This is a genomic window from Pseudomonas sp. A-R-19 (assembly GCF_019956575.1).
GTDB lineage: Bacteria > Pseudomonadota > Gammaproteobacteria > Pseudomonadales > Pseudomonadaceae > Aquipseudomonas.
This window is the reverse complement of sequence record NZ_JAHBDR010000034.1, coordinates 36479-59267: the sequence shown is the minus strand read 5'-3', so window position 1 is coordinate 59267 and position 22789 is coordinate 36479. Positions and strand designations below refer to the sequence as shown.

Here is a 22789-nt window from a genome sequence, read left to right as displayed (position 1 = left end):
GCCATGACCGATCAACAACGCCTGGAACTCGAAGCCGCCGCCTTTCGCCGGCTGGTGGCCCACCTGGACAGCCGCAAGGATGTGCAGAACATCGACCTGATGAACCTCTCTGGCTTCTGCCGCAACTGCCTGTCCAAGTGGTACAAGGCGGCTGCCGACGAGCGCCAGATCGAGGTCAGCCTCGACGACGCCCGCGAAGTGGTTTACGGAATGCCGTACGCCGAATGGAAAGCCCAATATCAGCAAGAAGCCAACGCCGAACAACAGGCGGCGTTCGCCAAAGGAAAACCCAATGAGTGATTTGAACACCCTGCGCGCCAGCCTCAACAGTGGCGAACACGCCTTCGCCGACACCCTGGCCTTCATCGCCGCCGGTTACGACTACCAGCCTCAGGCTTTCAACAATGGTGGCGTGGAAAACGCGGCCGGGCAGAACGAAGGTTCGTGCAAGACCCTGGGCCTGGCGCTGCTCGAAGGCTTGAGCGATGAAGAAGCGCTGTTGGCGTTCGGCGAGCATTACCGCTCGGTTGTTGCCACACCTGAAGGCAGCGACCACGGCAATATCCGCGCATTGATCGCCCATGGTCTGGCTGGCGTGACATTCACCCAACAGCCACTGACCCGCCGCTGATCTGAATTGTAGGAGCGAGCCTGCTCGCGATGAACCGGAGAGCGCTGCGCGGCATCAGGCACCCAGTGTTATCGTTCACGACCATCGCGAGCAGGCTCGCTCCTACATGTGCTTAACCACACATCCTGACTTTTAAGATTGACCCCGCCACTTTATTTCGTTTGCCGGGTACCGCTGCCGACGGCTTAGATAAAAAGAAGTCCTCCTTCTTCCGAGCCGGTCATCCATGCGCAGCGAAACCATCAGTCAGTCGATCAATATCGTTCACCCTGTCACCCTCAGCCACGGCAAGAATGCCGAGGTGTGGGACACCGATGGCAAACGCTACATCGACTTCGTCGGTGGCATCGGCGTGCTGAATCTCGGCCATTGCCATCCGCACATCGTCGAGGCCATTCGCGAACAAGCCACCCGGCTGACCCATTACGCATTCAACGCCGCGCCCCATATACCCTACCTCGCCTTGATGGACCGCCTCAGCGCGTTCATTCCAGTCGATTATCCGGTCAGCGGCATGCTCACCAACAGCGGCGCCGAAGCGGCCGAGAATGCGCTGAAGATCGTCCGTGGCGCGACCGGGCGCACTGCAGTGATCGCCTTTGATGGCGCCTTCCACGGCCGCACCCTGGCCACGCTTAACCTCAACGGCAAAGTCGCCCCCTACAAACAAAAAGTCGGCGTGCTACCGGGGCCGGTGTATCACCTGCCCTTCCCTAGCGCGGACAACGGCGTGACCTGCGCTGAAGCATTGAAGGCCATGGATCGGTTGTTCAGCGTTGAAATCGATGTCGAGGACGTGGCTTGCTTCATCGTCGAACCGGTGCAGGGCGAAGCAGGCTTCCTGGCCATGGACGTGGAGTTCGCCCAGGCGCTGCGCAAGTTCTGCGACGACAAGGGCATTGTGCTGATCGCCGATGAAATCCAGTCCGGTTTCGGCCGTACCGGCCAGCGCTTCGCGTTCTCAAGGCTGGGCATCGAACCGGACCTGATCCTGCTCGGCAAAAGCATCGCCGGCGGTGTGCCGCTGGGGGCGGTGGTCGGGCGCAAGTCGCTGCTCGACAACCTGCCCAAGGGCGGACTCGGTGGCACCTACTCCGGCAATCCCATCGCCTGCGCAGCGGCATTGGCGACGCTGGACGAAATGACCGATGCCAATCTGCAAGCATGGGGCACGCAACAGGAAGAGGCGATTGTCGGTCGCTACCAATCCTGGCGTGAGCGCAACCTCTCTCCCTACCTCGGTCGCCTGACCGGTGTTGGCGCAATGCGCGGCATCGAACTGGCGAATGCCGACGGCTCGCCCGCAGCGGCGCAGTTGACGCAGCTGCTGGCCCTGGCGCGGGAGGCAGGTTTGCTGCTGATGCCCAGCGGCAAGTCGCGGCACATCATCCGGCTGCTGGCACCGCTGACCACCGAGGCATCAGTACTGGAGGAAGGCCTGGATATTCTTGAGGCCTGCCTCGCAAAGCTGACCTGAACACAATCCCTGTGGGAGCGGGCTTGCTCGCGAAGAGGGCGTGTCAGCCGACATCATTATTGACTGACACACCATCTTCGCGAGCAAGCCCGCTCCCACATTGGAATGTGCTCAGGTTGTAAATCGCGGGCACAAAAAACCGGCCGAAGCCGGTTTTCTTATTTCAACAACAGCAGAATCAAGCGTTCTGCAGATCGTCGAGGTAACGCTCGGCATCCAGTGCCGCCATGCAACCGGCGCCAGCCGAGGTGATGGCCTGACGGTATACGTGGTCAGCCACGTCACCGGCGGCGAAGATGCCTTCGAGGTTGGTGGCAGTAGCGTTGCCGTCACGGCCGCCCTGCACAACCAGGTAGCCGTCCTTGAGGGTCAACTGGCCTTCGAACAGCGAAGTGTTCGGGGTGTGGCCGATGGCGATGAACACGCCGTCGACTTTCACTTCGTCGAAGCTGCCGTCGTTGTTCTTCAGCCGGGCACCGGTCACGCCCATGTTGTCGCCCAGCACTTCGTCCAGGGTCGCGTTCAGCTTCAGCTCGATCTTGCCTTCGGCAACACGGGCGTTCAGCTTGTCGATCAGGATCTTCTCGGCGCGGAAAGTTTCGCGACGGTGGATCAGGGTGACCTTGCTGGCGATGTTGGCCAGGTACAGGGCTTCTTCGACAGCGGTGTTGCCGCCGCCGACCACGGCTACCGGCTTGTTGCGATAGAAGAAACCGTCGCAGGTCGCGCAGGCCGAAACGCCTTTGCCCATGAACGCTTCTTCCGATGGCAGGCCCAGGTAACGAGCGCTGGCGCCGGTGGCGATGATCAGGGCGTCACAGGTGTAAGTCGCGCTGTCGCCGGTCAGGGTGTATGGCTTGGCGGCGAAGTCGACGGCATTGATGTGATCGAACACGATCTCGGTTTCAAAGCGCTCGGCGTGCTCGCGCATCCGCTCCATCAGCGCCGGGCCGGTCAGGCCGTGGACGTCGCCCGGCCAGTTGTCGACTTCGGTGGTGGTGGTCAGTTGACCGCCGGCCTGCATGCCGGTGATCAGCAGTGGCTTGAGGTTGGCACGGGCGGCATAGACCGCGGCGCTGTAACCGGCAGGGCCGGAACCGAGAATAATCACTCGCGAATGACGGACTTCAGACATGACCTGCTCCTGTTGACCGGCCCGGAATACCTGGCGCGGAACGCCGGATTGCCGGCTGGAATAAAAAAGAACGGTTGAAAGCACTTGGGGAAGGCTTGAACCCGACCGTCCTGTAAAAAGATTGGGTGCAGCGTATCGAGGGGGCGAAGATTAAGGAAATACGGATTAACAATCCAGCTCATAGGTGGTCTCTATGCCATCTGGCCGACGATATCGACGTCTTTGTTACAGTGAATGTCGATACCGCCACCGCGCTTTCGCCTGTGAAGCAAAGCCGGTAAGGTCGGCGCGTTTTCCCTCTGCCCGGAGCCTCTTATGCCCGCCCCTGTCCTGTCCGGCCCGCAATACCTGCGCGAAGGCCTCAAGCTGGTGCTGAGCCCCAGCCTGCGTTTGTTTGTGCTGTTGCCGCTGGCGATCAACCTGGTGCTGTTCGTCGGATTGATCTACCTGGCCGGCCATCAATTCAGCCTGTGGGTCGACACGCTGATGCCGTCCCTGCCCGACTGGCTGAGCTTTCTCAGCTACATCCTCTGGCCCCTGTTCGTGGTGCTCGTCGTGCTGATGGTGTTCTTCACCTTCACCATGCTCGCCAACATCATTGCCGCGCCATTCAATGGCTTCCTCGCGGAAAAAGTCGAAGTGGTGGTGCGCGGCACCGATGATTTCCCGGCCTTCAGCTGGGGCGAACTGATTGCAATGATCCCGCGCACCCTGGCCCGGGAAATGCGCAAGCTCGGCTACTTCCTGCCCCGAGCAATCGGGCTGTTCATCCTCTCGTTCATCCCGGTGGTGAACATCATCGCCGCGCCGCTGTGGCTGTTGTTCGGGGTGTGGATGATGGCGATCCAGTACATCGACTACCCGGCGGACAACCACAAGCTGGGCTGGAACGAAATGCTCGCCTGGCTGCGGCAGAAGCGCTGGCAGAGCATGAGTTTTGGCGGCAGCGTGTACCTGGTGCTGCTGATCCCTGTGGTCAACATCCTGATGATGCCGGCGGCCGTGGCCGGGGCGACGCTGTTCTGGGTGCGTGAACGCGGCGCGGAAAACCTGGTGACCCAGCGCTGAGCCATCGGCGCTGGCACCGCAGTCACAAATCCATCATCCCGACGTCACACTGACGACATGGCCCCAGCCGACACTGGGGTCATGACGACAGCTCTGCATATCACCCTGATCACCGAAACCTTCCCTCCGGAAATCAACGGCGTGGCCAACACCCTGGGTCGCTTGTGCGACGGTTTGCGCGCGCGCGGCCATCAAGTGGAACTGGTGCGACCGCGTCAGGGCTGCGACCAGCAACTGGGCAGTGACGATGAATTGCTACTGTGCCGCGGCTGGCCGCTACCGGGCTATCCCGGACTGCAATGGGGCCAGTCGTCGATGCACAAGTTGCTGCGGCGCTGGACGCGTCACCGCCCGGATGTGCTCTACATCGCCACCGAAGGGCCGCTGGGGTTGTCGGCCTTGCGTGCGGCACGGCGCCTGGGGATTTCCGTGGTCAGCGGTTTCCACACCAATTTCCAGCAGTACTCCAACCAGTACGGGCTGGGTTTGCTCACGCGCCTGCTGACCCACTACCTGCGCTGGTTCCACAACCGCTCGACCATGACCCTGGTGCCCAGCGTCAGTCAGCGCATGGAGCTGGAGCGGCGGCATTTCGAACGGCTGGCGTTGCTGTCCCGAGGCGTCGACAGCGAACTGTTTCACCCGGCCAAGCGCTTGAATGCCCTGCGCGAGCGATGGGGACTGGCCGAGGAAGACATCGCCGTCATTCATGTCGGACGCCTGGCCCCGGAAAAAAACCTCGGCCTGCTCAAGCGCACCTTCAATACCCTCAAGGCGAGTTATCCCCAGCGCAGGCTGAAACTGATCGTGGTCGGCGACGGTCCGCAGCGCCAGGAACTGGAAAAGGAAATGCCCGAGGCGATTTTCTGCGGCACCCAACGGGGTGAAGCCCTGGCGTGTCACTACGCATCAGGCGATGTGTTTCTGTTTCCGAGCCTGACCGAAACCTTTGGCAATGTGGTGCTTGAAGCACTCGCCTCGGGGCTCGGGGTGGTGGCCTACGATCAAGCGGCGGCCGCCCAGCATATTCGTCATGGCTACAACGGTGTGCTGGCGATGCCGGGGGATGAGGAAGCATTCCGCGATGCAGCGGCATGGCTGCTGGAGGACAGGGAAACCTTGCGCAATGTGCGACTCAATGCGCGCCAGCATGCCAGTCGCCAGGGGTGGGCGACGATCATCGAACAGTTCGAGGGACAGTTGCGCGGGGCGTGTGCCGGGGAGATGGTGGTGCCGAATGCACCGATTGTTCCATGATTTTGTAGTGTTTTTGAGTCAGTCTTCGCGAGCAAGCCCGCTCCCACACTGGATCTGTGTCATGCACAAATCCCCTGTGGGAGCGGGCTTGCTCGCGAAGGCGTCTGTCCCGTCGCCGCTTAAACCAGCGACATCAACGCCTCACGGCTGAACGGCAGAATGTCTTCCTCACGGCCATCACGCACTTTCTGCGCCCAGTCCGGGTCCACCAGCAACGCACGACCGACCGCCACCAGGTCGAACTCGTCGTTGTTCAGGCGCTCCAGCAGTTTTTCCAGGCTGGCCGGTTGTGCGACCTTGTCGGTGTTGACCATGAACTGCAGGAACTCGCCATCCAGGCCGACACTGCCCACGGTGATCGTCGGCTTGCCGGTGAGTTGGCGGGTCCAGCCTGCCAGGTTCAACTCGGAACCGTCGAACTCCGGCTCCCAGAAGCGGCGGGTCGAGCAGTGGAAAATATCCACGCCCGCGTCGGCCAATGGCTTGAGGAACTCGCCCAAGGCTTGCGGGGTTTGTACCAGGCGTGCGCTGTAGTCCTGCTGCTTCCACTGGGAGAAACGGAAGATGATCGGGAAACCTTCGCCGACCGCGACACGCACGGCCTGGATCAATTCAATGGCGAAGCGCGAGCGGTTGGCCAGGCTGCCGCCGTATTCATCGGTACGCTGGTTGCTGCCTTCCCAGAAGAACTGGTCGACCAGGTAACCGTGGGCGCCGTGGATCTCAACGCCGTCCATGCCGATGCTCTGGGCATCCTTGGCGGCCTGGGCGAACGCAGCGATCACGTCCTGGATATCCTGTTTGGTCATGCCGTGCACCACGACCTGACCTTCCTTCACTTTTTCCGACGGGCCATAACCCGGCACGCTGGCGTCCGGCTCGGTGCCGATACGGCGCACGCTGCCCACATGCCACAGCTGCGGAACGATCTTGCCGCCTTCGGCGTGAACGGCGTCGACGACTTTCTTCCAGCCCGCCAGGGCCGCTTCACCATAGAAATGCGGAACGTTCGGGTAGCCGTTGGAAGCCTTGTGACCGACGGTGGTGCCTTCGGTGATGATCAGGCCGACACCCGCTGCGGCGCGGCGACGGTAGTACTCAATCACTTTGGAATTTGGTACGCCGCCCGGGGAAAAGGAGCGGGTCATCGGCGCCATGACGACGCGGGTCGGCAGTTCGAGGGTGCCGAGGTGGAACGGTTTGAACAGGGCTTGTACAGGCATGGGACGCTCCACGGGAAATAATTTTATGACGACGATAATATGGAGCGGGCGTCGTTTTGAACAGCACTATTGATTGCAGTGATTAAGGACCAAAAGATAGGAAATATTGTAGGAGCGAGCTCGCTCGCGATGGACTGGAGAACGCCGCACCGTATCAGGCTTGCAGCGTTATCGTTGGCGACCATCGCGAGCGGGCTCGCTCCTACAGGGGGAGATATCAGCTCAGCGCTTTTTCAATTGCGTGGACGATGGTCGGATCATCCGGTGCCGTGCGCGGCGAGAACCGAGCCAGTACACGGCCGTCCTTGCCCAGCAGGAACTTCTCGAAGTTCCAGGTGATATCGCCGGGGAATTCCGCGCCCTCGCCCGCCAGCAGGCGATACAACTGATGACGTTCGTGCCCGTTGACTTCCAGCTTGCTGGACAACGGAAAGGTCACGCCATAGTTGAGGCTGCAGAAATCCTTGATCTCTTGTTCGGTCCCCGGTTCCTGCCCGGCAAACTGGTTGCACGGCAGGCCCAATACACTGAAACCTTTAGCCTTGTATTGCTGGTAGAGGTTTTCCAGCGCTGCGTATTGAGGGGTCAAGCCGCATTTGGAGGCGACGTTGACCACAAGTACGACTTGGCCCTTGAAAGGCGCCAGAGGTAGCTCCTGACCATCCAGGGCTGTCAATTTAAGGTCGTGAAAAGCACTCATGACGTACTCCAGATTCCCGTGTTCTTCTCGAAACAGCCACTTGGCGGTGTCGTCAGGGACGGCCGCAGACTAAAAAGGCGCCCTCGGGGCGCCTCTCCAGTTATCTGAGCTTAGCGCAGAAATCAGTGGTGATGGCCACCTTCGCCATGGACGTGGCCATGAGCGATTTCTTCCTGGCTGGCGTCACGGATGGCAACGATCTTGACCTGGAAATTCAGGCGCTGACCGGCCAACGGGTGGTTGCCGTCAACGGTCACGTCGTCACCGTCCAGATCACGGATGGTCACGATCTGCATCTGGCCGTCCGGAGCGGAAGCGTGGAACTGCATGCCCACTTCCAGCTCGTCGACGCCTTCGAACATGCTACGGCTCAGGGTGCTGACCAGTTCGGCAGCGTACTCGCCGTAAGCGTCTTCCGGTTCAACGGCTACAGTCAGTTCGTCGCCGACAGCCTTGCCTTCCAGAGCCTTTTCCAGGCCCGGGATGATGTTGCCTGCGCCTTGCAGGTAGACCAGCGGCGCGCCGCCGGCGGAGCTGTCGATGACCTCACCAGCGTCGTTGGTCAGGGTATAGTCGATGGAGACAGCCTTATTGGCGGCGATCAGCATGGGGCGAGACCTTTTGCATAAGAAGATTGAAAGGCCAAGTTTAGCGAAGCAATCGACCGAAAGCGAACACAACCCGGACAAACGGGATTCGACGGTCACAGGCTTCCATCAGGACGAGGACGGCCACTGGGTGGCCGAGCTTTCCTGCGGCCATAGCCAACACCTGCGGCACCAGCCACCCTGGCAATCGCGCGCCTGGGTCATGGACCCTGCACAGCGCCAGGAAAAAATCGGCCAACCCTTTGATTGTGGTTGGTGCGCACAAGGCTCGGTTAGCGATAACCTTGGCGACTGAATTTCGGTAGATCGCCAGCTATAGGCGTTCACCTTTGCCATGCACCTCCAGAGAATCCGCATGCAAACTTTTTTTATCGCGCCCACCGATTTTGGTGTGGGTCTGACCTCCATCAGCCTCGGGCTGGTGCGTACCCTTGAGCGCGCCGGGCTCAAGGTCGGCTTTTTCAAACCGATTGCCCAGCCGCATCCGGGCGACACGGGCCCGGAACGTTCCACCGAACTCGTGGCGCGTACCCACGGCCTGAAGCCGCCTCAGCCACTGGGCCTGGCCCATGTCGAGCGCATGCTTGGCGATGGTCAGCTCGATGAGTTGCTCGAAGAAATCATCACCCTGTATCAGCAGGCTGCCATCGGCAAGGACGTGCTGATCGTCGAAGGTATGGTGCCGACCCGTAGCGCCAGTTACGCCGCGCGGGTCAACCTGCACCTGGCCAAGAGCCTCGACGCCGAGGTGATCCTGGTCTCGGCACCGGAAAACGAAGTGCTGACCGAGCTCTCCGGTCGCGTCGAGTTGCAGGCGCAATTGTTCGGCGGCCCGAAAGACCCGAAAGTCCTCGGCGTGATCCTCAACAAGGTCAAGACCGAGGAAAGCATGGAGGCCTTTGCCACCCGCCTGAAGGAGCATTCGCCACTATTGCGCAGCGGCGATTTCCGCTTGCTCGGCTGCATTCCATTCCAGCCGGAACTGAACGCCCCGCGCACCCGCGACGTCGCTGACCTGATGGGCGCGCAAGTGCTCAACGCCGGTGACTATGAAACCCGACGCATGACCAAGATCATCATTTGCGCCCGCACCATGCGCAACACCGTGGAGCTGCTCAAGCCCGGCGTGCTGGTGGTGACCCCCGGCGACCGCGACGACATCATCCTCGCCGTCAGCCTCGCGGCCCTGAACGGCGTGCCGCTGGCCGGCCTGCTGCTGACCAGCGACACCCTGCCCGACCCGCGCATCATGGACCTGTGCCGCGGCGCCCTGCAGGCCGGGTTGCCGGTGCTGTCGGTGAGTACCGGCTCCTACGACACCGCCAACCTGCTCAATGGCCTGAACAAGGAAATCCCCATCGATGACCGCGAGCGCGCCGAGATCATCACCGATTTCATCGCCGGCCACCTCGATGCCAACTGGCTGCATCAGCGCTGCGGTACACCGCGCGAGATGCGTTTGTCGCCAGCGGTGTTCCGCTATCAATTGATCCAGCGCGCCCAGGCGGCCAACAAGCGCATCGTGTTGCCCGAAGGCAGCGAACCGCTGACCGTGCAGGCCGCCGCGATCTGCCAGGCCCGCGGCATCGCTCGCTGTGTGTTGCTGGCCAAGCCCGAGGACGTGCAGGCCGTCGCCCGCGCACAGGGCATCGAGCTGCCGCCAGGCCTGGAAATCATCGACCCGGACTCGATCCGCGAGCGCTATGTCGAGCCCATGGTCGCGCTGCGCAAAAGCAAAAGCCTCAACGCGCCGATGGCCGAGCAACAACTGGAAGACACCGTGGTGATCGGTACCATGATGCTGGCCCTGGATGAAGTCGACGGACTCGTCTCGGGCGTGATCAACACCACCGCCAACACCATCCGCCCCGCCCTGCAACTGATCAAGACCGCGCCTGGCTGCACCCTGGTGTCGTCGGTGTTCTTCATGCTGTTTCCGGAAGAGGTGCTGGTCTACGGCGATTGCGTGATGAACCCGCACCCAAGCGCCAGCGAACTGGCCGAGATCGCCCTGCAAAGCGCCGACTCGGCGGCGGCATTCGGCATCACCCCACGGGTGGCGATGATCAGCTACTCCAGCGGCGAATCGGCCAGCGGTGAAGAGGTCGAGAAAGTCCGCGAAGCCACCCTGCTCGCCCACGAACAACAGCACTCGCTGCTGATCGACGGCCCGTTGCAGTACGACGCCGCCGCCAACGAAAGCGTGGCCCGGCAATTGGCGCCGAACAGCCAGGTGGCCGGTCGTGCCACGGTGTACGTGTTCCCCGACCTCAACACCGGCAACACCACCCACAAGGCTGTGCAGCGCAGCGCCGACTGCGTCAGCCTCGGGCCGATGCTGCAAGGCCTGCGCAAACCGGTGAACGATTTGCCGCGCGGCGCGCAGGTCGATGACATCGTCTACACCATCGCCCTGACCGCGATTCAAGCCGCCAACCGACCTATGGATGTGTAAATGCTGGATTTTCTACCCGCCCCGTTGCGCGGCGTGATCGCCGCGCTGCTGTTGGCACTCAACACGATTTTGCTCTGCTCGTTCCTGTTCTGCGTGGCGCTCGTCAAGGTCTTGCCGTTCGCCCTCACCCAACGCCTCGCCGGCTGGCTGATGAGCCATACCCATGAAGCCTGGATCAGCCTCAACAAAGGCTGGATGAACCTGGTCCGTCGCACCCGCTGGCACATCAGCGGCCTGCAAGGCCTGGACTATCAGCACTCGTACCTGATCACCAGCAACCACCAGAGCTGGGTCGACATCCTGGTGCTGCAATACGTACTCAACCGGCGCATCCAACCGTTGAAGTTCTTTCTCAAGCAGGAGCTGATCTGGGTTCCGGTGATCGGCCTGGCCTGGTGGGCACTGGGCTTCCCGTTCATGAAGCGCTACTCCAAGGCATACCTGGAGAAGCACCCGGAAAAGAAAGGCAAGGACCTGGAAACCACCCGCAAGACCTGTGCGAAATTTCGCGACAATCCGGTGGGCATTTTCAACTTCGTCGAAGGCACGCGCTTCACCGAGGGCAAGCATGCCCAGCAGCAGTCACCGTTCAAGTATTTGCTCAAGGCAAAGGCCGGTGGCATTGCCTTCGTGCTGGATGCCATGGGCGAACAACTGGAGTCGATCGTCAACGTGACCATCCACTATCCGGCAGGTCGTCCTGGCTTCTGGGATTTACTGTGCGGCAACGTCGCGGACGTGGTGGTGCACTTTGAAGAGCTGAAGATTCCGCCGCAGTTCATTGGCAAGAACTACGACCAGGACGGGGAATACCGCCTGCAGTTCCAGGGCTGGATCAATCAGATGTGGCAGGACAAGGATGCGTTGCTTGCGCAGATGCATCGGGAATTTCCAGCAAAGTAATCAGGTGTCTGTTATGGCCTCATCGCTGGCAAGCCAGCTCCCACAGGGACCGTGCCGTTCACAAATTTTGCGAACACCCTCAAAACTTGGGGAGCGGGCTTGCCAGCGAAGGCGTTTTCAACAACACAAAAAACCCGCCGATGATCGCTCACTGGCGGGTTTTTCATTTCCGGCTAAGACTTAGATCGCCCCACGCTCACGCAGCAGACTCAGCACTTGCTTGACGCCTTCTTCCAGCGAAACGGAGCTCAGTTCCAAGCGATGAAGCTGACGATTACCCACACACCAGCGCACTCTTAAGTTCAGCCTGACTCGGGCTTGTCGCTTAAGACTGTCGAATATCCAGTTGGTTTTTACTGAAAATCTGAAGACAAAAATCAGGAACAGACAACTTATATATGGATTTCGCTACACATAACCATCACTTCCCCCAGTACAGCATCCATACTCATCACCGCTGTCATCAGAGCCATCATTAATCTCAAGCGGCCCGATAGTTACAACTGGGATAACATCAGGAGGAGCCGGTAAAACAGGAGATATTGGTATATATAGCCCTCCACCGCCTATATTTTCATCGAAAACAGGTACCGCTGAGGGCTGTAGCTCTCCGGTTTCAGATATCCAATTACAGGAAAGCATCTGATTGCCGTAGACATCCCTCAAAGTGTTTTTGTGGACAATTTGCATATCCGGCGCACATACATAGTCAAGGTAGTTTTCCAACCCTTTATCGTTGAAGAAATTTTTGGTATTTGTCGCAATAGCACCAAGCACTTCTGAATTATAAATCGAATATATACCGGTGCCGATAGCTACAACACTTAAGGTAGCAACAACCGAAAATGGCGCCGCTAGCAAAACTGCCATGGTTGCAATCACCCCTGCAACATTACCAACCAGACTGACAACGTCACCCGTCTTGATTTCGCGCCCATCTCTGAAGTCGACCCCTATTTTCAGAAAAGTTATCGTACCGGCGACTATATTGGCCGGCATATTTACAATCGGTACATAAGGACCTGCTAATTTTGTCACCGAGGTAACACTCGCTATCACAGCACCGGTCTGCACCGACTGACTCAGCAACACCATTCCAGTTCCGTTGACTAAAAACTGATCTGATACTGCAGTCGCCCCCGAGCCAATAGTCACACCATCATTGACGACAGCTACAAATATTTCGGCTTTCCCGGCCATATACTACTCCTTAATCACAGTTTTGAACGCAAGCGTCATCCTTACCTGATCACACTTTACTGAAGGCGATCTCGCCGCATGTGGAACTCGCCCGTCAAAAATCACCACACGCCGCGATTTTGGAAGTACTGATTTAATAATATTTTCTTTTTTGTCATCGTAGAATACGAGTTCACCTCCCCAGGATGTTGGCCAGTGCTCATTACAAAACACGATCACTGTCATCCCTGGATGCGTCTTGTTATCCCGATGTATAATCGTGTCTTGCCCAAATGTTTGCCCATTTGCATAAACACCTAATAACGTGATTTTGAAATCATGTAATATTGATAACCTTTCCCAGAAGCCGACAAGAAAACGCCAAGATTCACTTCTGTCTAATTCGTCTAAACATGACTTCCGATCCGGCCGACCTTTACCCGCAATAAAAACATGCCAACAAGGCCTAACAAATGGAAGCTCCTCATAATTTGGCCAGTTGTATCTCCAAACGGCGCTCTTGAGTTGAACATTTATGCACTCCTCTTCCCCTTGAGTTAAAAAATCGTCAATTACAAATATCTCATCATCAATCTTATTTATTTTCACAAGCCATCCTTTTCGCTGCACACCTATTCCAAACACCAGTCAAAAAAATAATATAAAGGAAATACAACGATGAAATAAATAACAAAGAAAGCACAAAGTAATTATCGATATTAACTGAGCTAGCCCAGCGCAATATATCTTGACGACTTATCAACAACCCATAATCTTCATCATATACTCCCCAAACAAATTTTTTACTTTCGTCAGTATCTACTGCCACCCACAACCTTCTTGGCTTATCAAAGTCCGTGTACATAACATCACGATTCGAAGCCTCAATGATATATTTGTAAGCAGCGTCATCAGCTCCAACCCTCAGATACAAAAAAGATGTTGTCTTTGAAGCTTGTGAATACCCCCTATATACAAAAGCATCTTTCATAACTAACTTATCAGGAACCGGAGGAACTTCTATCAACCTACTATAAATACAAAGAGAAAAAACAAGATACAACAACAGAACAATTACACAGAAAATGATCTCAAAAGCACTAGAAACATAACCAACCGGAACGGGAAAAAATTTATTTCGCACACCTTGATCCTCAAGCGCAAGCTTACTTTTTAAGCAATCACCGACTTCCTTGCAATTGCTCGACTTGATACAATCTGCGCAAAAACACATCTACCCTGTTGCAAACACTATTCTCATTTACAAAACAATAAAACTTCATAACTTCCGACTTTCTTGTAGTCCATTTCCGGTCAAGGATTCTGACTATTCCTTCTGACTTTAGATTTTCAGAGGCTTCCTGGTTCTGGGATCTGCTATGTGGATACGTGAAAGACGTGGTGGTGCATTTTCAGCAACTGAACATTCCGCTGCAGTTCATCGGCAAGAATTACGATCAGGACGGCGAGTACCGATTGCAGTTCCAGGGTTGGATCAATCAGTTGTGGCAGGACAAGGATGCGTTGCTGGAACAGATGCATCGCGAGTATCCAGCGAAGTATTGAGGTGCCTGTACCGGCTCTATCGCTGGCCAGCTCCCACAGTGAGCTGCAGTGAATACAAATACTGTGTACGACCGAGAAACCTGTGGGAGCTGGCTTGCCAGCGATAGCAATCTAGAGGCAACAAAAAACCCGCAGACAATCACTTGTCTGCGGGTTTTTCATTTCCGGCTAGCGCTTAGATCGCACCACGCTTGCGCAGCAGAGCCAGCACCTGCTTGACGCCTTCCTCCAGCGACACGGACTGGGTGTCGATCACCAGATCGGCATCCAGCGGCACGTCGTACGGGAAGGACTCGCCCGGGATGTTATCCCCAGCCGCCGCGTACAAGCCTTGCGGATCACGCTCGGCGCAGACCGTTGGCGAAGCCTGGACGTAGACCGTCAGCAGACGCTCCTTGCCGATCAGTTCCCGGGCCTGCTCACGACCTTCGGCACTCGGCGCAACGAACGCCGCCAGGGTCAGCAGACCCGCTTCGTTGAACTGACGCGCAACGTGCGCGGCACGACGCCAGTTCTCGGTACGTCCGGCGCGATCCTGTGGCAGACCTTTGTTGAGGTCGTGACGCAGGTTCTGGCCATCGAGTACGAACACCGCACGACCCAGGTCGAACAACTTGCGTTCAACCGCATACGCCAAGGTGCTTTTGCCCGCGCCCGACAAGCCGCTGAACAACACGGTAGCCGGTTGCTGGCCGAAGCGCTGTGCGCGTTCTTCGGTGGCGACGTGGGCCAGTTTGCCGTGGTGCGTACTGGTGCCATGGGCCAAAGGCTGGGCGACGATCATGCCGGCGCCAACGGTGCCATTGGTCAGGCGGTCGATGATGATAAAGGCGCCGGTGGTGCGGTTGCTGTCGTAACCGTCGAGGGCAATCGGCGCATCGAGCGCGATCTTGACCTTGCCGATTTCGTTCAGTTGCAACGAGCTGGCCGGGCCTTCTTCGAGGGTGTTGACGTCGACCTTGTTGACGATGCTGGCAATGGAGCCAGGCACGTAACTGGTGGCGCGCTTGATGTCGTATTTCTTGCCCGGCAGCATCGGCTCTTCAGCCATCCATACCAGCATGGCCTCGAAGCTGTCGGTCACCGGCGGCACGTTGTCGGCGTGAACCAACAGGTCACCACGGGAGATGTCGATTTCGTCTTCCATGGTCAGCGTGACAGCCTGACCAGGACCTGCGTGCTCCAGCTCACCTTCGAAGGTGACGATGGATTTCACGCGGCTGCTCTTGCCCGACGGCAGCACCACGACTTCGTCGCCTTTCTTGACGATGCCGCTGGCCAGCGTACCGGCGAAGCCACGGAAGTTCAGGTTCGGACGGTTGACGTACTGCACCGGGAAACGCAGGTCGGTGAAGTTGCGATCGCCCGCCACTTCCACGGTCTCGAGGATTTCCATCAGCGACTGACCGGTGTACCACGGCGAACGCTCGGACTTGTTCACCACGTTGTCGCCCTTCAAGGCGGACATCGGCACGAAGTGCATGCTGGTGGGCTTCAACTTCAAGCCTTCGGCGAACTGCAGGTAGTCGGCCTTGATCGACTCGAACACGCCCTGGTCGAAGTCCTTGAGGTCCATCTTGTTGATGGCCACGACTATGTGCTTGATACCCAGCAGGGAGGCGATGAAGCTGTGGCGACGGGTCTGGGTCTGCACGCCGTAGCGGGCGTCGACCAGGATGATCGCCAGGTCACAGGTGGAAGCACCGGTAGCCATGTTACGGGTGTACTGCTCATGGCCGGGGGTGTCGGCAATGATGAATTTGCGCTTGGCGGTGGAGAAGTAGCGGTACGCGACATCGATGGTGATGCCCTGCTCGCGCTCCGCCTGCAAGCCGTCGACCAGCAACGCCAAGTCGATGTCTTCACCGGTGGTGCCGACTTTTTTCGAGTCGCGGGTGATCGCTTCCAGGTGATCTTCGTAGATCATCTTGGAGTCGTGCAGCAGGCGCCCGATCAGGGTGCTCTTGCCGTCGTCGACGTTACCGCAGGTCAGAAAGCGCAGCAGCTCTTTACGTTCGTGCTGGCCCAGGTAGGCGAGGATGTCCTCGCTGATCAAATCAGATACGTGCGACATGACAACCCCTTAGAAATAACCCTGACGTTTTTTGTCTTCCATCGAGCCTGCGCCATCGTGGTCGATGACACGGCCCTGGCGCTCGGAAGTTCGCGTCAGGAGCATTTCCTGAATGATGTCCGTGAGGCTTTCGGCCTCGGACTCCACCGCGCCCGTCAACGGGTAGCAACCAAGGGTACGGAAACGCACTTTCTTTTTGACGATGCGCGCTTTGTCTTCATCGCTCAGGTGCTCGAGGATGCGCTCGTCGTCGATCATGATCAGCGTGCCGTTCTTCTCGATGACTTCACGCTCGGCGGCGAAGTACAACGGGACGATCGGGATGCCTTCCAGGTAGATGTACTGCCAGATGTCCAACTCGGTCCAGTTCGACAACGGGAATACACGAATGGATTCGCCCTTGTTGACCTTGCCGTTGTAGACGTTCCACAGCTCTGGACGCTGGTTCTTCGGGTCCCAGCGGTGCTTGCTGTCGCGGAACGAGTACACGCGCTCTTTGGCGCGGGATTTCTCTTCATCGCGACGGGCGCCGCCGAAAGCTGCGTCGAAACCATGCTTGTCGAGTGCCTGCTTGAGGCCCTCGGTCTTCATGATGTCGGTGTGCTTGGCGCTGCCGTGGGTGAACGGGTTGATGTTCTGCGCCACGCCGTCCGGGTTGACGTGGGTGATCAGGTCCAGGCCCAGCTCGGCGACCATCTTGTCACGGAAGGCGTACATCTCCTGGAATTTCCAGCGAGTGTCGACATGCATCACCGGAAACGGCAGCTTGCCCGGGAAGAACGCCTTGCGTGCCAGATGCAGCATCACGGCGGAGTCTTTACCGATGGAGTACAGCATCACCGGGTTGTCGAACTCGGCGGCCACCTCGCGGATGATGTGGATGCTTTCCGCCTCCAGCTGTTTCAGATGCGTCAGTTTGTCGACCATGGCTACTCACGAAAGCTTTCTTATGAACGGCCAGCGGGCCGTGTTCGAGCGGGGATCCTAGCACAGCGACCTCTTCTAATCAGGACGCCAACTAGATCGAAAGAGCATATGAATATGCCCCCGCGTTTGGGCGAAACGCGTTCCCCCCGTAGGAGCGAGCCTGCTCGCGATGAGCCTGAGAACACCGCGGGGTGTCAGGCTCCCAGCGTTATCGTTGACGACCATCGCGAGCAGGCTCGCTCCTACAGGGATGCGTTTCAGATCGGATTCGGGCAATCGATGAAGATGTGCTCCAGCGCAAAGCGTCGCGCCAGGTAATCCCCCAGCGCCTGAACGCCGTAGCGCTCGGTGGCATGGTGACCGGCGGCGATGAAACTGATGTCGTTTTCCCGGGCACTGTGGAAGGTTTGCTCGGAAGCCTCGCCGCTGAGGTAGAGGTCAACGCCGGCCGAAATGGCCTGATCGATGTAACCCTGGCCGCCACCGGTGCACCAGCCGACGCGGCGAATCATGGCACTGCCTTCGATCAGCAACGGCTCACGCCCCATGACTTCCTGGACGCGACGGGCGAAATCCCGGGGCATCATCGGTTCATTCAGCGAGCCGACCAGGCCGACAATCTTCAGGTTGTCCTGGTCCAGCGGGCCTTCGACGGTGATGTCGAGCTGCCGTGCGAGCTGCACGTTATTGCCGACATCCGGGTGCAGATCCAGCGGCAGGTGATAGGACAACAGGCTGATATCGTGCTTGAGCAGGGTCTTCAAGCGGCGCTGCTTCATGCCGGTGATGCACGGGTTCTCGCCCTTCCAGAAGTAGCCATGATGCACCAGCACCAGGTCGGCATTGGCCTCCACGGCGGCATCGAGCAAAGCCTGGCTGGCGGTGACGCCACTGACAATGCGCATCACTTGCGGACGGCCCTCGACCTGCAGGCCGTTGGGGCAGTAATCGGCGATTTTGGCGCTGTTGAGGTAACGGTCGGCTTCTTCGACGAGGGTGCTCAGGGCGACGGCCATAAAAGACTCCTAAATATCCCGTTCAGAGGCGCGTGCGGCCTCGTATAATGCGCGTCATTATGAGCGGTCTCATACCGCCTGCAACTCTCTCAGGACGTGCTTAATGCTCAAGGCGCTGCGTTTTTCCGGCTGGCCGCTGTTGGCCGGCGTGCTTGTCGCTCTTTTGATAATCCAGCGTTACCCCGAATGGGTCGGGCTCCCGAGCCTCGACGTCAACCTGCAGCAGGCGCCGCAAACCACCAGCATGCAGCAGGGTCCGGTGTCCTATGCCGACGCCGTGACCACCGCCGCGCCGTCGGTGGTGAACCTCTACACCACCAAAGTCATCAACAAACCCAACCATCCGTTGTTCGAAGATCCGCAGTTCCGGCGCTTCTTCGGCGATAACTCGCCCAAGCAGAAACGCATGGAATCGAGTCTCGGCTCCGGCGTGATCATGAGCCCGGAAGGCTACATCCTGACCAACAACCACGTGACCAGCGGCGCCGACCAGATCGTGGTGGCGCTCAAGGACGGCCGGGAAACCCTGGCGCGGGTGATCGGCAGCGACCCGGAGACTGACCTCGCGGTTCTGAAAATCGACCTGAAAAACCTGCCGTCAATCACCGTGGGGCGCTCCGACAACATCCGCATCGGCGACGTCGCGCTGGCCATCGGCAACCCGTTCGGCGTCGGCCAGACCGTGACCATGGGCATCATCAGCGCCACCGGTCGCAACCAGCTGGGCCTGAACAACTACGAAGACTTCATCCAGACCGACGCCGCCATCAACCCCGGCAACTCCGGCGGTGCGCTGGTGGATGCCATTGGCAACCTGACCGGCATCAACACGGCGATCTTCTCCAAGTCCGGCGGCTCCCAGGGTATCGGTTTCGCGATTCCGGTGAAGCTGGCGATGGAAGTGATGAAGTCGATCATCGAGCACGGCCAGGTGATTCGTGGCTGGCTGGGTATCGAAGTGCAGCCGCTGACCCAGGAATTGGCCGAATCGTTCGGTTTGTCCGGGCGCCCGGGCATTGTCGTGGCGGGGATTTTCCGCGATGGCCCGGCACAGAAGGCCGGCCTGCAACTGGGTGATGTGATTCTTGCCATCGATGGCGAACCGGCCGGAGATGGCCGACGCTCGATGAATCAGGTGGCGCGGATCAAACCGACCGACAAGGTCACGATCCAAGTGATGCGCAACGGCAAGGAGCTCAAGCTGACCGCGGAAATTGGCTTGCGTCCGCCACCGGCACCGGTCAAAGAGAAAGAAGAAGAGTAAGCAGGCGAAACAAACCCCTGTGGGAGCGGGCTTGCTCGCGAAGAACGTTAACGCGGTACATCAACTACACCGCATTATCGTTCTTCGCGAGCCAGCCCGTTCCCACAAGGGGATAGAGGTGGTTTAGAGGTCGCCCAGGCCGTCGATCAACGCCTGGTTCTGCTCTGGCGTACCGATGGAAATCCGCAGGAACTGGGCAATCCGCTCCTGCTTGAAGTGCCGGACGATCACACCTTGCTCACGCAACTTCGCCGCAAGCCCCGCCGCATCGTGCCGGGGGTGACGGGCGAAAATGAAGTTCGCCGCCGATGGCAGTACTTCAAAACCCTTCTCCTCAAGCTGCGCAACGACCTTCTCGCGATTCTCGATCACCAACCGACAGGTCTTGTCGAAATATTCGCGATCCTCGAACGCGGCAGCGGCGCCGACATTCGCCATGCGGTCCAGCGGATAAGAGTTGAAGCTGTTCTTGATCCGCTCCAGCGCCTCGATCAGGTCCGGATGCCCGACCGCCAGGCCAACCCGCAGGCCGGCCAGGGAGCGGGACTTGGACAGGGTCTGGGTCACCAGCAGGTTCGGGTAACGATCGACCAGGGTGATCGCCGTCTCGCCGCCGAAATCGATGTAGGCCTCGTCCACCACGACCACCGAATCCGGGCTGGCCTTGAGAATCTGCTCCACCGCTTCCAGCGCCAGCAGGCAGCCGGTCGGGGCGTTCGGGTTGGGGAAAATGATCCCGCCGTTCGGCCTGGCGTAGTCCGCCGGGCTGATCTGGAACTGCTCATCCAGTGGCACCGCGTCGAACTTGATACCGTACAACCCGCAGTAGACCGGGTAGAAGCTGTAGCTGATGTCCGGGAACAACAGCGGCTGATCGTGCTGCAGCAAACCGTGGAAGATGTGCGCCAGTACTTCATCGGAACCGTTGCCAAGGAAAACCTGGTTACCCTGCACGCCGTAGTATTTGGCGACCGCGTTCTTCAGCAGATCGCTGTTCGGGTCCGGGTACAGGCGCAGGTTGTCATTGAGTTCGGTTTGCATCGCGGCCAAGGCTTTCGGCGATGGACCGTACGGGTTTTCGTTGGTGTTGAGCTTTACCAGTTTTGCCAGCTTCGGCTGCTCACCCGGGACGTAAGGCACCAGATTCTTGACGAACGGGCTCCAGAATTTACTCATGTTCAGTTCCCCTGCTTGTCGTCAACGATGCGATATTCGGCACTACGGGCGTGGGCGGTCAGCGACTCGCCACGGGCCAGCACGGAAGCGGTCTTGCCCAACTCGGAAGCGCCCTGCTCGGAACAGAAGATGATCGACGAGCGCTTCTGGAAGTCGTACACACCCAGCGGCGAAGAGAAGCGCGCAGTGCCAGAGGTCGGCAACACGTGGTTCGGGCCTGCGCAGTAATCACCCAGGGCTTCGGACGTGTGGCGACCCATGAAGATCGCGCCGGCGTGGCGGATCTGCGGCAGCCAGGCTTGCGGATCGGCAACCGACAACTCGAGGTGCTCCGGCGCGATGCGGTTGGCCACTTCGATGGCCTGCGCCATGTCGCGCACCTTGATCAACGCACCTCGGCCATTGATCGAGGTTTCGATGATCGCGGCACGCTCCATGGTCGGCATCAGCTTGGTGATGCTGGCGGCGACCTTGTCGAGGAACTCGGCGTCGGGGCTGACCAGAATGGCCTGGGCGTCTTCGTCGTGTTCGGCCTGGGAGAACAGGTCCATGGCGATCCAGTCCGGATCGGTCTGGCCGTCGCACACCACGAGGATCTCGGAAGGACCGGCGATCATGTCGATGCCGACCTGGCCAAATACGTGGCGCTTGGCAGTGGCGACATAGATGTTGCCCGGACCGACGACCTTGTCGACCTTCGGCACGCTCTCGGTGCCGTAAGCCAATGCGGCAACGGCTTGAGCGCCACCGATGGTGAATACGCGGTCGACGCCGGCGATGCAGGCAGCGGCCAACACCAGCTCGTTGATTTCACCGCGCGGGGTCGGAACGACCATGACCACTTCGGTGACGCCGGCGACCTTGGCCGGAATCGCGTTCATCAACACCGACGAAGGGTACGACGCCTTGCCGCCCGGTACGTATAGACCGGCGCGGTCCAGCGGCGTGACTTTCTGACCCAGCACCGTGCCGTCGGCCTCGGTGTAGCTCCAGGAGTCCTGCTTCTGTTTTTCGTGGTAGCTGCGCACACGAGCGGCGGCAACCTCCAGGGCTTCGCGCTGAGGCACGGAGATGCGGGTGAGCGCCAGTTCCAGACGCTCGCGCGGCAGGATCAGGTCGGCCATGGACTTCACGTCCAGCCCATCGAACTGGCGGGTGAAGTCCACCAGTGCCGCGTCGCCACGCTCACGCACGGCCTTGATGATGTCCAGCACCCGCTGATTGACCGAGTCGTCAGACACACTTTCCCAGCTCAACAGATGATCCAGATGATGCGCGAAATCCGGGTCAGCAGCGTTGAGTCGGCGAATTGCAGTCGGTGCGGTCATAGCGAGAGCCTCATAGGAATGGCAAAAACTCAGGCGCCCGAAGCTAGCACTCCATCCGCTTGGGCACCTGAGAATTCTGGCTATGAGGCGGATAGACGGGCGCGACTTAGCGTCGCGCAGGTGAATCAGCCGCGGTGTCGAGACTCCACTGCCTTGCGCAGGGTGTCGATCAACGCCTGGATACGGGCGTGCTGCATTTTCATCGAAGCCTTGTTGACGATCAGACGGGAGCTGATGGCCGCGATGAAATCCTGTGGCTCCAGGCCGTTGGCCCGCAGCGTGTTACCGGTGTCGACCACGTCGATGATCTTGTCCGCCAGGCCGATCAGCGGCGCCAGCTCCATCGAACCGTAGAGCTTGATGATGTCAACCTGACGGCCCTGCTCGGCGTAGTAGCGCTTGGCAACATTGACGAACTTGGTAGCGATGCGCAGACGGCCCTTGGGCTCGACGGCGCCGACTTTACCGGCGGTCATCAGCTTGCACTGGGCAATTTGCAGGTCCAGCGGCTCGTACAGGCCCTGGCCGCCGTATTCCATCAGCACATCCTTGCCGGCGACGCCGAGGTCGGCAGCACCATGTTCGACATAGGTCGGTACATCGGTGGCACGCACGATCAGCAGACGGACATCGTCCTGAGTCGTGGGAATGATCAGCTTGCGGCTCTTGTCCGGATTCTCGGTCGGCACGATGCCCGCTTCAGCCAGAAGCGGCAAGGTGTCGTCAAGGATGCGGCCCTTGGACAGTGCGATAGTCAGCATGGGAAACGTCAGCCCTTAATCAGGAATCTTATGCCCGGTCG

Annotated in this window: 22 protein-coding genes and 1 pseudogene; 10 read left to right on the top strand and 13 right to left on the bottom strand. The window is 59.1% G+C overall.

Going from position 1 to position 22789, the window contains the following annotated elements:
* Positions 1-3 precede the first annotated feature (3 nt).
* From KGA88_RS04350 to KGA88_RS04340, 3 genes are all read left to right on the top strand, one after another.
* Entirely contained in the window at positions 4-300 is a 297-nt protein-coding gene (locus KGA88_RS04350; protein WP_008150700.1) for a DUF1244 domain-containing protein, read from the top strand.
* Complete coding sequence (locus tag KGA88_RS04345) at positions 293-631, top strand: HopJ type III effector protein (protein WP_110663362.1); 339 nt, start codon at positions 293-295, stop codon at positions 629-631. The genes KGA88_RS04350 and KGA88_RS04345 overlap by 8 nt, the downstream gene beginning before the upstream one ends.
* Before the next feature lie 226 nt (positions 632-857).
* Positions 858-2108, top strand: a complete 1251-nt coding sequence (locus tag KGA88_RS04340; RefSeq protein ID WP_223589185.1) for an aspartate aminotransferase family protein — start codon at positions 858-860, stop codon at positions 2106-2108.
* Between the two features lie 178 nt (positions 2109-2286).
* Here the strand turns inward: KGA88_RS04340 and trxB are convergent, their stop codons facing one another.
* On the bottom strand, positions 2287-3243 hold the full coding sequence (trxB, locus tag KGA88_RS04335; RefSeq protein WP_110660719.1) for a thioredoxin-disulfide reductase: 957 nt from the start codon (positions 3241-3243) through the stop codon (positions 2287-2289).
* 315 nt (positions 3244-3558) lie between these two features.
* Between trxB and cysZ the strand changes: the two genes are divergently transcribed.
* The gene (gene cysZ / locus KGA88_RS04330; protein WP_223589182.1) at positions 3559-4311 is read left to right on the top strand and encodes a sulfate transporter CysZ; all 753 of its coding nucleotides are present in this window, start codon (positions 3559-3561) and stop codon (positions 4309-4311) included.
* Between the two features lie 57 nt (positions 4312-4368).
* Positions 4369-5568 carry a glycosyltransferase family 4 protein gene (locus KGA88_RS04325; protein ID WP_223589179.1) on the top strand — a complete coding sequence of 400 codons (1200 nt, stop codon included), beginning with the start codon at positions 4369-4371 and terminating at the stop codon, positions 5566-5568.
* Positions 5569-5687: 119 nt separating this feature from the next.
* Here KGA88_RS04325 and KGA88_RS04320 read toward each other — a convergent pair whose 3' ends face one another.
* The 3 genes from KGA88_RS04320 to KGA88_RS04310 all read right to left on the bottom strand — a co-directional run bounded on the left by KGA88_RS04320 (position 5688) and on the right by KGA88_RS04310 (position 8099).
* A complete protein-coding gene (locus KGA88_RS04320) occupies positions 5688-6791 on the bottom strand; it encodes an NADH:flavin oxidoreductase (RefSeq protein ID WP_223589176.1) in 1104 nt (367 codons plus the stop codon).
* A 217-nt stretch (positions 6792-7008) separates the two neighbouring features.
* Positions 7009-7491, bottom strand: coding sequence for a glutathione peroxidase (locus KGA88_RS04315; protein WP_110660533.1), 483 nt, complete (start codon positions 7489-7491; stop codon positions 7009-7011).
* A 122-nt stretch (positions 7492-7613) separates the two neighbouring features.
* On the bottom strand, positions 7614-8099 hold the full coding sequence (locus KGA88_RS04310) for a peptidylprolyl isomerase (RefSeq protein ID WP_007942189.1): 486 nt from the start codon (positions 8097-8099) through the stop codon (positions 7614-7616).
* On the opposite strand from KGA88_RS04310, the gene KGA88_RS04305 reads away from it, so the two are divergent.
* The 3 genes from KGA88_RS04305 to KGA88_RS04295 are packed head-to-tail and all read left to right on the top strand — an operon-like array spanning position 8068 to position 11457.
* Positions 8068-8394 (top strand): DUF3565 domain-containing protein, encoded by a 327-nt coding sequence (locus tag KGA88_RS04305; protein WP_110660543.1) that lies wholly within the window; start codon positions 8068-8070, stop codon positions 8392-8394. The genes KGA88_RS04310 and KGA88_RS04305 overlap by 32 nt on opposite strands.
* 60 nt (positions 8395-8454) lie before the next feature.
* Positions 8455-10554, top strand: coding sequence for a phosphate acetyltransferase (gene pta, locus KGA88_RS04300; protein ID WP_090453103.1), 2100 nt, complete (start codon positions 8455-8457; stop codon positions 10552-10554).
* Entirely contained in the window at positions 10555-11457 is a 903-nt protein-coding gene (locus tag KGA88_RS04295) for an acyltransferase (protein WP_110660535.1), read from the top strand.
* A gap of 408 nt (positions 11458-11865) precedes the next feature.
* On the opposite strand, the gene KGA88_RS04290 is transcribed toward KGA88_RS04295, so the two are convergent.
* Genes KGA88_RS04290 through KGA88_RS04280 form a run of 3 tightly spaced genes read right to left on the bottom strand, consistent with a single transcriptional unit; the run spans position 11866 to position 13780 of the window.
* On the bottom strand, positions 11866-12657 hold the full coding sequence (locus KGA88_RS04290) for a hypothetical protein (RefSeq protein ID WP_223589174.1): 792 nt from the start codon (positions 12655-12657) through the stop codon (positions 11866-11868).
* 3 nt (positions 12658-12660) lie between these two features.
* Positions 12661-13245: a 2OG-Fe(II) oxygenase gene (locus tag KGA88_RS04285; protein ID WP_110660537.1), complete on the bottom strand. Its 585-nt coding sequence runs from the start codon at positions 13243-13245 to the stop codon at positions 12661-12663.
* Entirely contained in the window at positions 13232-13780 is a 549-nt protein-coding gene (locus KGA88_RS04280; protein ID WP_223589172.1) for a hypothetical protein, read from the bottom strand. The genes KGA88_RS04285 and KGA88_RS04280 overlap by 14 nt, the downstream gene beginning before the upstream one ends.
* Before the next feature lie 221 nt (positions 13781-14001).
* Here KGA88_RS04280 and KGA88_RS04275 point away from each other — a divergent pair.
* A pseudogene (locus tag KGA88_RS04275) lies at positions 14002-14202 on the top strand (acyltransferase); the annotation flags it as partial.
* Positions 14203-14377: 175 nt separating this feature from the next.
* Here the strand turns inward: KGA88_RS04275 and cysN are convergent.
* The 3 genes from cysN to KGA88_RS04260 form a co-directional block, all read right to left on the bottom strand.
* Positions 14378-16276, bottom strand: a complete 1899-nt coding sequence (cysN, locus tag KGA88_RS04270) for a sulfate adenylyltransferase subunit CysN (protein WP_223589170.1) — start codon at positions 16274-16276, stop codon at positions 14378-14380.
* Positions 16277-16285: 9 nt separating this feature from the next.
* Entirely contained in the window at positions 16286-17203 is a 918-nt protein-coding gene (gene cysD / locus KGA88_RS04265; protein ID WP_007970286.1) for a sulfate adenylyltransferase subunit CysD, read from the bottom strand.
* A gap of 257 nt (positions 17204-17460) precedes the next feature.
* Positions 17461-18219 (bottom strand): Nif3-like dinuclear metal center hexameric protein, encoded by a 759-nt coding sequence (locus KGA88_RS04260; protein WP_223589168.1) that lies wholly within the window; start codon positions 18217-18219, stop codon positions 17461-17463.
* A 103-nt stretch (positions 18220-18322) separates the two neighbouring features.
* Here KGA88_RS04260 and algW point away from each other — a divergent pair, with 103 nt between their 5' ends.
* The gene (gene algW, locus KGA88_RS04255; RefSeq protein ID WP_110660541.1) at positions 18323-19483 is read left to right on the top strand and encodes a Do family serine endopeptidase AlgW; all 1161 of its coding nucleotides are present in this window, start codon (positions 18323-18325) and stop codon (positions 19481-19483) included.
* A 123-nt stretch (positions 19484-19606) separates the two neighbouring features.
* Here algW and hisC read toward each other — a convergent pair whose 3' ends face one another.
* From hisC to hisG, 3 genes are all read right to left on the bottom strand, one after another.
* A complete protein-coding gene (hisC, locus tag KGA88_RS04250; protein ID WP_110660542.1) occupies positions 19607-20659 on the bottom strand; it encodes a histidinol-phosphate transaminase in 1053 nt (350 codons plus the stop codon).
* A 2-nt stretch (positions 20660-20661) separates the two neighbouring features.
* The gene (gene hisD, locus KGA88_RS04245) at positions 20662-21987 is read right to left on the bottom strand and encodes a histidinol dehydrogenase (RefSeq protein ID WP_223589166.1); all 1326 of its coding nucleotides are present in this window, start codon (positions 21985-21987) and stop codon (positions 20662-20664) included.
* A 125-nt stretch (positions 21988-22112) separates the two neighbouring features.
* Entirely contained in the window at positions 22113-22748 is a 636-nt protein-coding gene (hisG, locus tag KGA88_RS04240) for an ATP phosphoribosyltransferase (protein WP_007970278.1), read from the bottom strand.
* Positions 22749-22789 lie beyond the last annotated feature (41 nt).